Here is a 14,983-nt window from a genome sequence, read left to right as displayed (position 1 = left end):
TGCATGAATAAACAGAAGGGCAAACCAACTGTCCGGAGGAAACGCATGTTTTGCTCCTATGGCCTGGCGCGCCTTGCAATGCAGGCGCGGCAACAGGACTGGCGGTCGGCTTTTTTTGATCACTGGCTTGATAAAAACCATGCTCCCATAAAAAAAAGAATTTTCAAAGTTGTTTATTTTCACTTTGACATTCCTGCTGGAAATAAAATACGATTGCGGCGCACCTGCAACAGGCCTGCCATGGGCGTGCTATCCCCTTTCACGACACAGGTTTTTACTTGTGCGCGCGCCGGATGGCCGATAATGGCGTTTTATCGTGGAAGATGACCGTGCCGCACCCTGCCCCTCCCTTACTTGCCGACCAGATCGAAGACTTGCTGCCGCAAACGCAATGCACCAAATGCGGCTACAACGGCTGCCGCCCGTATGCGGAAGCGATTGCCGCCGGCAGCGCCGACATCAACCAGTGCCCACCCGGCGGCGCGCAGGGTATCGTGCGCCTGGCCGGCTTGCTGGGCAAAAAAGTCATTCCGCTCAATCCCGTGAACGGCCTCGAACGTCCGCGATCTGTCGCCTATATCGACGAATCGCTGTGTATCGGCTGTACCCTGTGCATCCAGGCCTGTCCCGTCGACGCCATCGTCGGCGCCGCCAAGCAGATGCATACGGTGGTGACCGATCTGTGCACGGGTTGCGACCTGTGCGTGGCACCGTGCCCCGTCGACTGCATCGTCATGTACCCGGTCAGCGGCGACGCCACGGGCTGGGATGCGTGGAGCCAGGCGGAAGCGGACGACGCGCGCGCGCGCCACGATTTCCGCACACAGCGGCTGCGCCGCGAAGCCGAGGCCAACGACGCGCGCCTGGCCGCCAAGGCCGTCGCCAAGATGCAGGAAGTGACGCAGGAAGTGCCCGTCACGCCCGACGAACAGGCGGAAAAGGAACGCAAGCGCGCCATCATCGCCGCCGCCATGGAACGCGCGCGCGCCAAGGCCGCCGCCAGCGCCGCCACCCAGACCGAACCGCCCGCCCCCAACACGCCGAAAAAAGACGCATGAACGCTGCCAAACGCCTGGAAATCTTTACGCGCTTTCGCGCCGCCAATCCCTCCCCGAAAACGGAACTCGAATACACGACGCCGTTCGAACTGCTGATCGCCGTGCTGCTGTCGGCGCAGGCGACGGACGTGTCCGTCAACAAGGCGACCCGTTTGCTGTATCCGGTCGCCAATACCCCGGCCAAGATACTGGCGCTGGGCGTCGACGAGCTGGCCAGCTACATCCGCACCATCGGCCTGTTCCGCACCAAGGCGAAGAACGTCATCGCCACCTGCCAGATCCTGCTGGAGCAGCACGGCGGCGAAGTACCGCGCGACCGCGCCTCGCTGGAAGCCTTGCCCGGCGTGGGCCGCAAGACGGCGAATGTGGTCATGAACACGGCGTTTGGCGAACCGACCATGGCGGTCGACACGCATATCTTCCGCGTCTCGAACCGCACCGGCATTGCGCCGGGCAAGAATGTCGATATCGTCGAGCAAAAACTGTTGAAATTCATACCCAAGGAATTCCTGCACGACGCCCACCACTGGCTCATCTTGCACGGCCGCTACACCTGCACGGCGCGCAAGCCGCAATGCTGGAACTGCATGATTGCCGACCTGTGCGATTACAAGGACAAGTCGCCGATGCCGGCCGTGGTGTAGGCAACGGCCCGAATGGGCCGATGTGGTCGCTGCGTAGCTCGGATTAGGCGCAAGGCGCCGTAATCCGACAACATTGTTGGCGGTGGAGGTGTCGGATTACGGCCCTTCGGGCCTCGGCGGCCCCACCTAATCCGACCTACACCAACACCATATTATCGCGGTGAATCAGCTCATGGCCTTCCATGTAGCCGAGAATCGACTCGATCTCGGTGGAGGGCTTGCGCATGATGCGGCGCGCTTCGCCGCTCGTGTAGTTGGACAGGCCGCGCGCCACGGGCACGCCATCGGCATCGACGCAGGTGATGACGGCGCCGCGGCCAAATTCGCCGTTCACGCCCGTCACACCGATCGGCAGCAAGGACTTGCCTTCCTGGCGCAGCTTTTGCACGGCGCCCGCGTCCAGCACGACGGCGCCGGCCGTGTGCAGATGATCGGCCATCCACTGCTTGCGCGCTGTCAACTGTCCCGTTTGTGCCAGTAACTGCGTACCAATCGCTTCGCCCTGCGCCAGGCGGCTGAGCACATCGCTGTCGCGGCCCCAGGCGATGATCGTATGGGCGCCGGACTTGGCGGCGCGCTTGGCGGCGAGGATTTTCGTCAGCATGCCGCCACGCCCCAGGCTGCTGCCGGCGCCGCCGGCCATCGCTTCCAGGGCCGGATCGCCCGCCACGCCTTGCGTGATCAGGTAGGCGTGCGGGTCCTTGCGCGGGTCGGCCGAGAACAGGCCGTGCTGGTCCGTCAGGATGACCAGTGCGTCGGCCTCGATCAGGTTGGCCACCAGGGCGCCCAAGGTATCGTTGTCGCCGAACTTGATTTCATCGGTGACGACGGTGTCGTTTTCATTGATGATCGGCACCACGCCCAGGCGCAGCAGGGTCGTCAGGGTGGAGCGGGCATTCAGGTAGCGTTCGCGGTCGGCCAGGTCGGCGTGCGTCAGCAGCACTTGCGCCGTGCCGAGGCTGTGGGCGCGGAAGCTGCTTTCATAGATCTGCGCCAGGCCCATCTGGCCGACGGCGGCGCAGGCCTGCAATTCGTGGATATCGGTGGGGCGCTGCTCGAAACCGAGGCGCAGCATGCCTTCGGCGATGGCGCCGGAACTGACCAGCACGACTTCCTTGCCCAAGGCGCGCAAGCCGGAAATCTGCGCGGCCCAACGGGCAATGGCGGCATGGTCGAGTCCGCGGCCATCGTTGGTGACCAGCGAGGAGCCGACTTTGATGATGATGCGGGTAGCTTTTTGAATCACGGAATCCATGGGGCGGCGCTCTTCACTTAATAGACGTCAGCGCGCAGGACGCAGCAGCAGCAAGGCCAGCCCCGCCGTCAGCTCCATTGCGCACATGAACAACACAAAACCCTGGGGCAAGCCGAAACTGATGGCCGCGTACAAACGGCCGGCGGGCTGCGCCAGGACCAACATTGCAGTGATATCGCCGAGGATGGGCGGTTCGCCCTGCCGTGCTGCGAACAGCGCCAGGAGCGCGGTAGCGCCCCAGACACCGACATGGGAGGCGTAGAACTGGCTGTAGCCATTGACGCCATTGAGGAAGATGCCCATGCCGGCCGCCATTTCATCGGCGAACAGCAGGCAGGCGACCGCGCTCAGCCCATAAGCATACGCGATCAGATGCAATACACGGCGCTGCCACGCTTGCTTGTGCGAGGACGCGACAGCGACCGTCTGTACCGACATCGGGGTAAAGCCTTAGTCGAGGATCTTGAAACGCGGGTCATCCGGGTCGATCGACGAGATACCGCGTGCTTCTTCGGTCATCTGCGTTTCTTCGGCTCGGCTTTCGCTGTGTTTCTTCGCTTCCAGATGCTGGTAAATCGCATTCACCAGTTCCGGGCAACCCTGATGGTTCAGCGCGGAGATCTCAAAGACGGGACCTTTCCAGGCAAAACGCTTGAGGAAGTCCTTCACCAGCTTCTTGCGGTCTTCTTCCGGCACCATGTCGAGCTTGTTCAACACCAGCCAGCGCGGCTTGTCGACCAGCGACTCGTCGTATTTCTTCAGTTCCTTGACCAGCGCCTTGGCTTCCTTGACAGGATCGACGTTGGTTTCAAACGGCGCCAGGTCGACGATGTGCAACAGCAGACCCGTGCGCTGCAAGTGGCGCAGGAATTGATGGCCCAGGCCCGCGCCTTCGGAAGCGCCTTCGATCAAGCCGGGAATATCGGCGATCACAAAACTCTTCTCGTGCGACACGCGCACCACGCCCAAGTTCGGGTGCAGGGTGGTAAATGGGTAATCGGCAATTTTCGGACGCGCGTTCGAGACGGCCGAAATGAACGTCGACTTGCCGGCGTTCGGCATGCCCAGCAGGCCCACATCGGCCAGTACTTTCAGTTCCAGGCGCAGTTCGCGGCGTTCGCCTTCCTTGCCCTCGCCTTTTTGGCGTGGCGCGCGGTTGGTCGAGGACTTGAAGTGGATATTGCCCCAGCCGCCTTCGCCGCCCTTGGCCAGCATTTCGGTCTGGCCGTGTTCGGTCAAATCAGCCAGGATTTCGCCGCTCGCGTTGTCGATGATCAAGGTGCCGACCGGCATGCGCAGATGGATGTCATCGGCGCCCTTGCCATAGCAATCTGCGCCACGGCCAGGCTCGCCATTGCGAGCCTTGTGCATTTTGGAGAAGCGGAAATCGACGAGCGTGTTGATATTGCGGTCGGCGACTGCCCAAATGGTGCCGCCCTTGCCGCCATCGCCGCCATCGGGACCGCCGAAAGGCCGGAATTTTTCACGGCAGAAAGAGGCGCAGCCGTTGCCGCCATCGCCCGCGATGACTTCGATTTTTGCTTCGTCGATAAACTTCATAATTTTGCCGCCATAAAACTAAAAAGGCTCTACCTTGGGCAGAGCCTTTCGATTGAAGGCTTGCGCCTTACATCATGCGATCACGGCGGAGCGAACTGGCGCCCCGCGATGAATTACGCTGGTACTGCTGCGTTAGGTACAACGGTCACGAATTGCTTCGAGCCAGCACCTTTGACAACGAACTTCACTTTGCCCGCGATCAACGCGAACAAGGTGTGGTCTTTGCCCATGCCTACGCCTTCGCCAGCGCGCACTGGGGTGCCGCGTTGACGAATGATGATGCCGCCAGCATTGATAGCTTGGCCGCCGTAGACTTTAACGCCCAGACGTTTTGATTCTGAATCACGGCCGTTTCGCGTTGTGCCGCCGCCTTTTTTATGTGCCATTTAAGACTCCTTGATAGCTGATTAATTCAAACAGCGGCGATTAGCCGTTGATCGAAACGATTTGGATTTCGGTAAAATTCTGGCGATGGCCTTGATGCTTTTGGTAGTGCTTACGACGACGCATCTTGAAAATTTTGACCTTATCATGGCGACCATGCGCCACAACCGTAACCAGTACCGTTGCACCTTCGACCAATGGCGCACCAAATTTAATGGTGTCGCCCGCGCCTACTGCGAGAACTTGATCGATGGTGATTTCGGAACCAATGTCTGCCGGTATCTGTTCTACTTTAAGTTTTTCGCCAGCGACAACTTTGTATTGTTTGCCACCGGTTTTTATGACCGCGTACATGATTTGAAACCTCATCAAATGTTGAAAGAATTTGTCCCACTGCCACGCAAAGCAAGCCGTACACAACAGGGGGAACCAGCGATTATACACGGACTGAGAAATTGCGTCAAAAACTATTCACAAAGCTTGACGATCGTGGTATGTCGACAACCTGACCATCATGTCAGGCTTGCGCCAGGCGGACAGAAAAGCGCGCGCCAGAGCCAACAAGGTCAAACAATTGCTCTACAGTCATAGGCAAACATCACGCTCGCGCAAGCCATGTCGTATAATCGCCGCACCCACAATCTAATGCAGGTTCGCCTTGTCTGACGCTAACAAACACGTTAACCAAAACACCATCGTGCAAACGATTGCCGCCGATATGGACGCAGTCAATACGGTGATCCGCCAAAAACTGCACTCCGACGTGATTCTGATTAACCAGATCGCTGAATACATCATCAGTGCAGGCGGCAAACGCATCCGTCCCGTGCTGATTTTGCTGGTGGCCAATGCCCACGCCTATCGCGGCACGGCGCACCATGAACTGGCTGCCGTGGTCGAATTCATCCATACCGCCACCCTGCTGCACGACGATGTCGTCGATGAATCGTCGATGCGCCGCGGACGCCAGACGGCCAACGCCCTGTTCGGCAATGCGGCCTCGGTGCTGGTGGGCGACTTCCTGCACTCGCGCTCGTTCCAGCTGATGGTGTCACTGAACAATATGCGCGTCATGCAGATCCTCTCCGACGCCACCAACGTGATCGCCGAAGGCGAAGTGCTGCAGTTGCTGAACATGCACGATCCGGACGTGACGCAAGAAAGCTACCTGAACGTCATCCGCTCGAAAACGGCCAAGCTGTTCGAAGCGTCGGCGCAACTGGGCGCCCTGATCGCCGGCGCCAGCGAAGACGATATCGAAGCGGCTGCAGAATACGGCCGCTCGCTGGGCACGGCCTTCCAGCTGATCGACGACGTGCTCGACTATGCAGGCGACGCCACCGAAATCGGCAAGAACGTGGGCGACGACTTGCGCGAAGGCAAACCGACCATGCCGCTGATCTGGCTGATGGAAAACGGCACGCCAGAGCAACGCGAACTGGTGCGCAGCTGCATCGAGCAAGGCGACGAACAGCATTTCGACGCCATCCTCGCCGCCATCACCAGCAGCGGTGCCCTCGACTACACGCGCAAACAGGCGGAAATCGCCGGCCAACGCGCCGCCGATGCCATCGCCGGCTGGCCGGACAGCGTCTACAAGCAATCCATGCTGCAACTGTGCTCGTTTGCCGTGGACCGCAATCACTGATCGCGTTTCACTATCAGCAATCAAAAACGGCGCCACTGGCGCCGTTTTTCATGAGTCGCTGCTGCGTTCGTGCTCCATCGCCGCGCCCGCCAATGCCTGCACGGTGGCCGGCGCCGCCTCCAGCCGTTCGCTGTAGCGGCTGCCCAGGTAATCGCGGCGGTCGCGCACCAGCAGGGTGAATTTATACAGCTCTTCCATCACATCGACCAGACGCTCGTAATACGGCGACGGCTTCATGCGGCCCACATCGTCGAATTCCTGATACGCCTTGGCGACCGAAGACTGGTTCGGGATAGTCACCATGCGCATCCAGCGCCCCAGCACACGCAAGCCGTTGACGGCATTGAACGATTGCGAACCGCCCGACACTTGCATCACGGCAAGGGTGCGACCCTGCGTGGGCCGCACGCTGCCCGTTTCCAGCGGCAACCAGTCGATCTGCGATTTGAACACGCCCGTGACGGCGCCATGCCGCTCGGGACTGCACCACACTTGCCCTTCCGACCAAAGCGACAGTTCACGCAACTCCCGCACCTTCGGATGCTCGGGCGAGACACTGTCGACCATGGGCAAGCCATGCGGGTCAAACACGCGCGTCTCGGCGCCAAAGTGGCGCAGGATGCGCTCCGCTTCCAGTGTCAGCAGCTTGCTGTACGAGCGCTCGCGCAAGGAGCCGTACAGCAGCAGGATGCGCGGCGCATGGGTGGACGGTTGCGCCGGCGCCAGCTTGTCCAGATCCGGCACATCCAGATGCGCGACATTGATATTCGGTAAGTCGTTCATTCAAGCCACCGGCTTGCCGTCGGCGCCCACCACGGCCTGACCATCTTCCTTGGCAAAGGCACCTTGCTGCGGCAGCGGCAGGATCTCCAGCACTTTTTCCGACGGCCGGCACAGGCGCACGCCCAGTTCCGTGACGACGATGGGGCGGTTGATCAAAATAGGATGGGCTTGCATGGCGTCGAGCAGGACGGCATCGCTCAGCTCGGGATTGGCCAGCCCCAGCTCCTCGTACAGGGCGCCCTTGTCGCGCATGGCGGCGCGCACGGACAAGCCCGCACGCTGGATCAGGTCGACCAGTTCCTCGCGCGATGGCGGGTGCTTGACGTAATCGATGATGACGGGCTCGACGCCCGTGTTGCGGATCAGGGCCAGGGTATTGCGCGAGGTGCCGCACGCCGTGTTGTGATAAATGGTGATCGTCATGTCGTGGTTTCCTTCGGTGTAGTAGTGATGCCCGGCACGCAGCAAGGCACGCCCGCACAGCAGTTCTCGGTCAAAAAGGCCAGCAAGCCGTTCATGCCCGCATAGTTGGCGGCATAGATGATGGAGCGGCCCGCCTTGCTCGCCGTCACCAGATCGGCGTGCGCCAGTTCCTTCAGGTGAAACGACAGCGACGATGGGGCAATGGCCAGCGCCTCGGCAATTTTCGTCGCGGCCATGCCCTCCGGCCCCGTCTGCACCAGCAGGCGGAACACGGCCAGCCGCGATTCTTGCGCCAGCGCCGCCAGCGCCGCGATGGCGGCCGTGCTCGTCAGCGGCCCGGCTTGCAGCGTCATTACGTTTTCATTTTCCATACTTCAATAATAATCGAATTATGGAATCAATGCCAGCAATCGCGATGTCTACGTAACCCAGCGCACCGACCGTAATGGACGATTGGTCTACCTTGATGAAAAATCACTGCGATTGGCATCCCATGACACGCTCGACACCCCTGAAAATCCTCGGCTGGAGCCTGGCCGCCCTGCTGGCCCTGATCGCCCTCCTCGTCATCTTCGTGCTGACCTTCGACTGGAACCGCGCCCGTCCCTACATCAACGAGAAGGTGTCGGAAAGCACGGGCCGCAGCTTCGTCATCGGCGGCGATTTGCAAGTGAAATGGAAGCAAGGCCTCAAAACGGAGACGGGCTGGCGTCGCTATGTGCCGCGCCCTGTCATCAGCGCCCAGGACGTACGCATGAGCAACCCGGACTGGGCCACGGCCGGCCCGCAACTGGCCAGCGCCAGACGCCTCGACGTGGCCATCCATCCGCTACCCCTGCTGCTGCACAGGCTGGTGCTGACGGACCTGGCTCTCGACTCTCCCAATATTGCCCTGCAGCGGCGCGCCGATGGCAGCAATAGCTGGACCCTGAAGGACAATGGTCCCTCGGCATGGGAGGTGGAAATCCAGCGCATGGCCTTCGCCGACGGCGCCATCCGTTACCTCGACGAGGGGCTGGACCTGGACATGCGCGCCAAGGTCAGCTCGACGGCGCCCGACGCCACGCCGGGCGATGCGCCAGGCAGCGCGCCCGTGGAAAAATACGGCATCGAATTTACCCTGGGCGGCAGCTACCGCAAGGCGCCCGTGACGGGCGGCGGCAGGGCGGGAGCCGTGCTGTCCTTGACCGACAACGATACGGTCTATCCCGTGCAGGCGCACGCCGTGCTGGGCAAGAACAAGGCCAGCATCGCCGGCACCCTGACGGACCCGCGCGCATTGTCGGGCATCGATTTGCAGCTGAGCCTGGCCGGCGCCAGCATGGCCGACCTGTACCCGCTGACGGGCGTGCTGCTGCCGGAAACGCCGGACTACGCCACCAAGGGTCGCTTGCTGGGCAAGAAGGACGGCGCCAACTGGACCTGGACCTATCAAAACTTCAAGGGCACGGTGGGCCAGAGCGACCTGGCCGGCACCCTGCAGTATTTGCCGCGCCAGCCCCGTCCCTTGCTGCGCGGCGAAGTGACGTCGCAGCAGCTGCGCCTGGAAGACTTGGGCCCCACCATCGGCGCGGACAGCAATGCGCAGAAACAGGCGCGCGGCAAGGCGCCCGTGCAGCCAAACAACAAAGCCTTGCCCGTGGAACAGTTCAACACGGCCAAATGGAATGCACTCGACGCCGACGTGAAATTTACGGGCAAGAAACTGGTGCGCACGCACGATATCCCGCTCAACGACGTCGTCGCCAATATCCACATGAAAGACAAGGTGCTGAGTCTGACGCCGCTCAACTTCGGCATGGCTGGCGGCGACATCACCGCGAACATCACGCTCGATGGCCGTCAAAAGACCATCGCCGCGCAAGCCAAGGTGACGGCACGCCACCTCAAGATACGCGAACTGTTTCCCAAGCTGCAATCGATGCAAGCGAGTTTCGGCGAAGTGTATGGCGACGCGGCACTCACGGGCCACGGCAATTCCATTTCCGCCATGCTGGCCAGCGCGAATGGCGAGATGGCGGCCACCGTCAGCGAAGGCTCCGTCAGCCAGTTCATGCTGGAACTGGCCGGCCTGAACCTGGCCAATGCCGTCTTCGTGAAAATCTTCGGCGACAAGCAGGTCCACCTGAACTGCCTGGCCAGCGATTTCGCCGTCACGAATGGCCAGGCCGACGTGCGCCGCTTCGTGCTCGACACGGACACGGCCGTTGTGAATGTCACGGGCAACGTCAACCTGGCAAGCGAAACCCTGGACCTCGACGTGCGCCCGCGTACCAAGGGCGCCCGCATCATCACCCTGCGCACGCCGCTGTACGCGAAAGGCACGTTCAAGAACCCGGACGTGGGCCCGCAAAAAGGCCCGCTGGCCCTGAAAGCGGGCGCCGCCGTGGCGCTGGCCACCATCGTCACGCCGCTGGCCGCCCTGCTGCCCTTGGTCAACGTCGACAAGGCCCCCGACACGGACTGCGCCACCGTCATGGCGCAAGCGAACGCCACGCGCAAGGCCCCGACTTCACCAGCGACGAATGCACCAGCAAAAAAAGTCAGCGAAGCGGACATCAAAAAGGCCCAGCAGGAAAAGAAATAGACCTTGACGCAACCGCTTGAAAGCCACCCCGCCATCTGCTGTAATAAAGGAAAGCGGGGTGTGGCTCAGCCTGGTAGAGCGCTGCGTTCGGGACGCAGAGGGCGGAGGTTCGAATCCTCTCACCCCGACCATCGTATGTCCTTGTACAATAAGGAACTACATACGGATCAATGACTTACGAGTGGAACTGCTACACCGGGGTGTTAAACTGACCAAGGAATCAGGGACTGAGATGCGAAAATGGTCTAACTGGTTCAACATCCACTTACGCAGCAAGCTGGGCATCGCCGACGAGCGGATGGGGTCTTCCACAGCTTCCGCCACAAGTTCAAGGACGCGGCGCGGGCCGTGGGCATTGCTGAGGACGTATCGGACGCCATAACGGGCTATAGCAGTGGCCATGTGGCAAGGTGCTACGGCGGGCTTAGATGACGCCGACGACAGCGGCGAAGAGTGATTGACGCGCTATAGCACAAAGAGTTAGCTGCCCCCATGCCATTGCCTAAATTCCTCCCTGCGCCGGTCTTGCTCTTCGGCTTCATCCGCCCTGTCCTCTGCACTGAAAATGTCAACCGGTAAGCGATTAAAGCCTGAGCCGAGCTTCCCTAACTGCTCTCGTATAGACTTCACCTCTGTGGCGAGTTGATTGAGGGAGTCGCCGCCTATTTCGCTGAATCCTTCGTACTGGGCAAAATCGACGACGAAGACGTTGACGTACTCATGGCCTTCGGTATCCTCAAATGTAATTCGGATGTTCACATAAGGAGTGAATACGCCTGCGCCTATGTCCCGTGGCAAGTCGTGGAAGCTGAAGAGAAAACTCGTTAACTCTTGGTTGATGCCGAGGGACTGAACCCCTAGCCTGAACATGGCTAGCTTGTTAAACACCTTTATAATCGGTTCTCCTTCGGCGGTCACTTGCTGGTCTTGGCGGTCAAGAAACTCAAATCTGACCTTCCTCGCAATGCCCTTCCCGGAGTTCGCAACTTTTACATTCATGAAATTCTTGCCTACATGACTTGCGTTCAATTCAACGCTGACATTGGGTCGAATGTTCTCCAGCATGAGCTCTCTAATTTGGCGAGTTTGGATTGCGCGGAGTCTCCATGTTTCGACAGCGAGGACAATCGTTAAGACGCAAATCACGACGGTTGCAATCGTCGTCACCCAGCCCGATAACGAATCTTGCGCGGCTGTAGCGCTCCCAGGAATCAGTGCACCGATAATGACGCCGATCACTAAAGCAACAGGAATTGCTATCAGCCCGCAAATCACTAACACTGGAATAGTGACCAGACTTGAATTTTGACGTGCCATTTAAATCCACCTCGGAGAAGTACAACTTTTACGCCAAATTGCGCAGGATGCCAATGTACGCCAACAAAATAATCATGCCTAGTTGATATTAATTTCGGCAAAAGCTCAACTGCTGGCTCAGACAAAAACTTCAGTCTGGTTTACGGGGGGGGGGCTGCGGACGGTGGCGGGGCGGCAGTAATGGGCGCGAAAAATTCTGTCAGTTTTAGGTCGGATGGTGTTGCTCGGAGCGGAGGGACGCACACCGACCCTCACACACTGGTCCGAAATCGTAGCTACTTAGACTATGATGGCGAGTCGGGAAGTTCGGCTGCTTCCGCGATCAAGGCCTCCCAAGGCCAAGAAATGGTCAGATACTTCCTATAGAACAGTAGCTGACGGTCAACATTAAGCACTTGCTCTTTGTCGGGATCGTATGTAACCACCAAGCCGCGCCCAGCATCGTCCACTTGTAGCCCGTCGATCTTCGCAAGAATCGCCTTGAGATTCGACTTTTGGATGCGGCTTTGACGCTTTGACGAAACCTCAAAGATGTGGTCGACTGGTATCCCATTCATGTGCATTGCATCACTGGCACTCACGATCACGGCCATCGCGTGGGGATAAATGCCGGTTGCATCGCTACGTTTACGGATGCCGGCCGCCACACGTTCACCAAAGGTTTGATAAACCCCGTTTAATTGGTCGGCAACATCCATTGCGGCTGACTCGTAATACCGCATATCATTGACTTTACACTTCGCCTGCTGCTGCTCGTAAATTTTGGCTTCGTCCAGGGTCTTCAGGATCAGGCGTTGGAGCAGGCCAGCATTCCCGAAGGCGTCCAGAATGCTACGGTTCTGAATTTCACGCGAGAACTCAAGATTCAGCGCGGCGCTCCCCTTAACGATGACGGCGCGCAGGTCTTCAACTTGCCACTCAATTGATAGTTCCTCGATCCTCCCACTCAATTCTGTATTTAGGCGCACGAACATGTTTGAATCGCCCCACACACCAACGACCGTAATAAAACAACCATAGTCCCAAAGTGCTTTCAGGTCGTATGCAAGGATGGTTCGCTGCTCAATCGAGAGGTAATGAACGTCTTCGACTATAAGGCGGCGACCAGACGTAATGATTAGCTCGGCGATAAATTTTAAATCGCTGGCATTCTTTCCTACTGGCGCTGATTTTGAAGTGTCTTCGCTGCTAGCTTCGCCCGCTACCTTAGCCGCCACCTTGCCGATAAGATCAGTGCCAATGGACAACTGCCCCTCGACGCTTCCTTTTAATCCAAATTTGGAAGTGCTCTCAACTTCTAGGCGGATACCTAGCTCGGCCAACGCTGCTGTGTACACATCCACGTTAGTATGACCAAGGCGGCATTGGACGGTAAGCGCGTTCGGCACAACTCGCTGCCGAAGCCAAGACTTGCCACATTTAGATGGGCCACGTATCGCTACGTGAACTTTACGCCCCATGAGTCGCTTTAGCTCGCTATCCAGTTCGCCGCGATCAACGTAGGAATCAGGCAGCACGTCATTTGACATGCCAAAAACGTCGGTGGTCTGTTTCATCTAAGCACACGTGAAAATCAAAGATACAGGATACCACTGCACTAAATAGATAACCCATAATGTTCTCCAATTAGCAACACCTAGCAGAAGAAGGCAGCTGCCGTCGGGGAACGACATAGACTGCGCTCACTTGTTGTGGGACTGATGGACTGTTACACTAAACCCTTACAACCTCACCCCCCAGTGCATTTAACTCATTGATTTATAAGGGCTAGGTGATTTTCGAATCCTCTCACCCCGACCAGTCCCGTCTGCCCTATACGCCGCCATAACTGCTCACGCCTTGACCTGCGTGTTGGCATGTTGCCGAGAAGTATGATATTAATTGAACAATTGATTAATTAAACACTTTCATCACGCAAGGGCCTGACCGATGTCTTTCCTGATAGTTCTGGCCGCTCTGGCCTTCCTGATGCTGGCCGCCTACCGCGGCTATAGCGTGATCCTGTTTGCGCCCGTCGCCGCGCTCGGTGCCGTACTGCTCACCGATCCGTCCGCCGTGCCGGCCGTCTTCAGCGGCATCTTCATGGAAAAGATGGTGGGCTTTATCAAGCTGTATTTCCCCGTCTTTTTGCTCGGCGCCGTGTTCGGCAAGCTGATCGAGCTGTCCGGTTTTTCCCAGTCCATCGTCGTGGCGGCCATCCGCTACATCGGCAGTTCGCGCGCGAATGCCGTCATCGTTGCCGTGTGCGCGGCCCTGACTTACGGCGGCGTGTCACTGTTCGTGGTGGTGTTCGCCGTGTATCCGTTCGCGGCCGAACTGTATCGCCAAAGCAATATCCCCAAGCGGCTGATGCCGGGCGCCATCGCCCTGGGCGCGTTTTCCTTCACCATGGATACCCTGCCCGGCACGCCGCAAATCCAGAACATCATTCCAACCACTTTTTTCAACACGACCGGCTGGGCCGCGCCATGGCTGGGCACGATAGGCGCCGTGCTGACGGTGATCATGGGACTGGCTTTCCTGGAATGGCGCCGCCGTTCCGTCATGGCGACGGGGGAAGGGTATGGAGTGGAAGCGGAGCAGGCCAAGACCGGTGGTGGCGACCTGCCCCATCCGCTGCTGTCGGTGGCGCCTTTGGTGCTGGTGGGCGTGGCCAACTTTGCGCTGACCAAGCTGATTCCCCACTGGTATGGCGCCAGCTACGTGCTCACCGCCGACGCCCTGCCGGGCTTGCACGCGCCCGTATCGACGTCGATTGGCTCTGTCACCGGCATCTGGGCCGTGGAAGGCGCCTTGCTGCTGGGAATCTTGCTCGTCTGCGTGACGGCCTTCGGGCGCATCCGTGCCGCCTTTGCCGAAGGCACCAAGGTGGCCGTGGGCGGTGCGCTGCTGGCAGCCATGAATACGGCGTCCGAATATGGCTTCGGCGGCGTCATCGCGGCACTGCCCGGTTTTCTTGCCGTCAGCAATACCTTGCGCAGCGTGCCAGATCCCCTCGTCAACGCGGCCGTGTCCGTGACGACCCTGGCGGGTATCACTGGTTCAGCGTCGGGCGGCATGAGCATCGCGCTGGCTGCCATGTCGGACAGTTTTATCCAGGCCGCGCAGCAGGCGCACATTCCGCTCGAAGTCATGCACCGCGTGGTGGCCATGGCCAGCGGCGGCATGGATACCTTGCCGCACAATGGCGCCGTGATCACCCTGCTGGCCGTCACGGGCCTCACGCACCGCCAGTCCTACCGCGACATTTTCGGCATCACCGCCATCAAGACGGTGGCCGTGTTCCTCGTCATTGCCATCTATTACATCACGGGGCTGGTGTAA

16 protein-coding genes and 1 tRNA gene are annotated in these 14,983 nt (G+C 59.4%); 7 read left to right on the top strand and 10 right to left on the bottom strand.

Annotation, left to right across the window (positions count from 1 at the left end):
* The first annotated feature begins 3 nt into the window (after nucleotides 1–3).
* The 3 genes from K0F86_RS03760 to nth are packed head-to-tail and all read left to right on the top strand — an operon-like array spanning nucleotide 4 to nucleotide 1,702.
* Nucleotides 4–327 (top strand): hypothetical protein, encoded by a 324-nt coding sequence (locus K0F86_RS03760; RefSeq protein WP_219133030.1) that lies wholly within the window; start codon nucleotides 4–6, stop codon nucleotides 325–327.
* Nucleotides 324–1,058, top strand: coding sequence for an electron transport complex subunit RsxB (rsxB, locus tag K0F86_RS03755; protein WP_219133029.1), 735 nt, complete (start codon nucleotides 324–326; stop codon nucleotides 1,056–1,058). The genes K0F86_RS03760 and rsxB overlap by 4 nt, the downstream gene beginning before the upstream one ends.
* Nucleotides 1,055–1,702, top strand: a complete 648-nt coding sequence (gene nth, locus K0F86_RS03750; RefSeq protein WP_219133028.1) for an endonuclease III — start codon at nucleotides 1,055–1,057, stop codon at nucleotides 1,700–1,702. Before rsxB ends, nth begins: the two co-directional genes overlap by 4 nt.
* Before the next feature lie 136 nt (nucleotides 1,703–1,838).
* Here the strand turns inward: nth and proB are convergent, their stop codons facing one another.
* From proB to rplU, 5 genes are all read right to left on the bottom strand, one after another.
* Nucleotides 1,839–2,957, bottom strand: coding sequence for a glutamate 5-kinase (proB, locus tag K0F86_RS03745; protein ID WP_219133027.1), 1,119 nt, complete (start codon nucleotides 2,955–2,957; stop codon nucleotides 1,839–1,841).
* 27 nt (nucleotides 2,958–2,984) lie between these two features.
* Nucleotides 2,985–3,395, bottom strand: a complete 411-nt coding sequence (locus K0F86_RS03740; protein ID WP_219133026.1) for a hypothetical protein — start codon at nucleotides 3,393–3,395, stop codon at nucleotides 2,985–2,987.
* 12 nt (nucleotides 3,396–3,407) lie between these two features.
* Complete coding sequence (gene obgE / locus K0F86_RS03735) at nucleotides 3,408–4,517, bottom strand: GTPase ObgE (RefSeq protein WP_096234008.1); 1,110 nt, start codon at nucleotides 4,515–4,517, stop codon at nucleotides 3,408–3,410.
* Nucleotides 4,518–4,630: 113 nt separating this feature from the next.
* The gene (gene rpmA / locus K0F86_RS03730) at nucleotides 4,631–4,903 is read right to left on the bottom strand and encodes a 50S ribosomal protein L27 (protein WP_010395157.1); all 273 of its coding nucleotides are present in this window, start codon (nucleotides 4,901–4,903) and stop codon (nucleotides 4,631–4,633) included.
* A gap of 40 nt (nucleotides 4,904–4,943) precedes the next feature.
* Nucleotides 4,944–5,255, bottom strand: a complete 312-nt coding sequence (gene rplU / locus K0F86_RS03725) for a 50S ribosomal protein L21 (RefSeq protein ID WP_038500602.1) — start codon at nucleotides 5,253–5,255, stop codon at nucleotides 4,944–4,946.
* A gap of 304 nt (nucleotides 5,256–5,559) precedes the next feature.
* On the opposite strand from rplU, the gene ispB reads away from it, so the two are divergent.
* A complete protein-coding gene (gene ispB / locus K0F86_RS03720; RefSeq protein WP_096234007.1) occupies nucleotides 5,560–6,549 on the top strand; it encodes an octaprenyl diphosphate synthase in 990 nt (329 codons plus the stop codon).
* A 48-nt stretch (nucleotides 6,550–6,597) separates the two neighbouring features.
* Here the strand turns inward: ispB and arsH are convergent, their stop codons facing one another.
* The 3 genes from arsH to K0F86_RS03705 are packed head-to-tail and all read right to left on the bottom strand — an operon-like array spanning nucleotide 6,598 to nucleotide 8,108.
* On the bottom strand, nucleotides 6,598–7,332 hold the full coding sequence (arsH, locus tag K0F86_RS03715; RefSeq protein ID WP_219133025.1) for an arsenical resistance protein ArsH: 735 nt from the start codon (nucleotides 7,330–7,332) through the stop codon (nucleotides 6,598–6,600).
* The gene (gene arsC / locus K0F86_RS03710) at nucleotides 7,333–7,755 is read right to left on the bottom strand and encodes an arsenate reductase (glutaredoxin) (RefSeq protein WP_219133024.1); all 423 of its coding nucleotides are present in this window, start codon (nucleotides 7,753–7,755) and stop codon (nucleotides 7,333–7,335) included.
* Entirely contained in the window at nucleotides 7,752–8,108 is a 357-nt protein-coding gene (locus tag K0F86_RS03705; RefSeq protein ID WP_257571974.1) for a helix-turn-helix transcriptional regulator, read from the bottom strand. Before K0F86_RS03705 ends, arsC begins: the two co-directional genes overlap by 4 nt.
* Before the next feature lie 140 nt (nucleotides 8,109–8,248).
* Between K0F86_RS03705 and K0F86_RS03700 the strand changes: the two genes are divergently transcribed.
* Together K0F86_RS03700 and K0F86_RS03695 are read left to right on the top strand one after the other, a co-directional pair.
* Nucleotides 8,249–10,342, top strand: a complete 2,094-nt coding sequence (locus tag K0F86_RS03700) for an AsmA family protein (RefSeq protein WP_219133022.1) — start codon at nucleotides 8,249–8,251, stop codon at nucleotides 10,340–10,342.
* Between the two features lie 54 nt (nucleotides 10,343–10,396).
* Nucleotides 10,397–10,473, top strand: a tRNA-Pro gene (locus K0F86_RS03695).
* Nucleotides 10,474–10,822: 349 nt separating this feature from the next.
* Here the strand turns inward: K0F86_RS03695 and K0F86_RS03690 are convergent.
* Nucleotides 10,823–11,659, bottom strand: coding sequence for a hypothetical protein (locus tag K0F86_RS03690; RefSeq protein WP_219133021.1), 837 nt, complete (start codon nucleotides 11,657–11,659; stop codon nucleotides 10,823–10,825).
* Nucleotides 11,660–11,943: 284 nt separating this feature from the next.
* Nucleotides 11,944–13,215 carry a hypothetical protein gene (locus K0F86_RS03685; RefSeq protein ID WP_219133020.1) on the bottom strand — a complete coding sequence of 424 codons (1,272 nt, stop codon included), beginning with the start codon at nucleotides 13,213–13,215 and terminating at the stop codon, nucleotides 11,944–11,946.
* 373 nt (nucleotides 13,216–13,588) lie between these two features.
* On the opposite strand from K0F86_RS03685, the gene K0F86_RS03680 reads away from it, so the two are divergent.
* A complete protein-coding gene (locus K0F86_RS03680; RefSeq protein WP_219133019.1) occupies nucleotides 13,589–14,983 on the top strand; it encodes a GntP family permease in 1,395 nt (464 codons plus the stop codon).

Source organism: Janthinobacterium sp. UMAB-60, from assembly GCF_900095235.1.
Lineage (GTDB): Bacteria > Pseudomonadota > Gammaproteobacteria > Burkholderiales > Burkholderiaceae_D > Janthinobacterium.
Note: the sequence above shows the minus strand (reverse complement) of the source record. Positions and strands in the feature narration are given on the sequence as shown.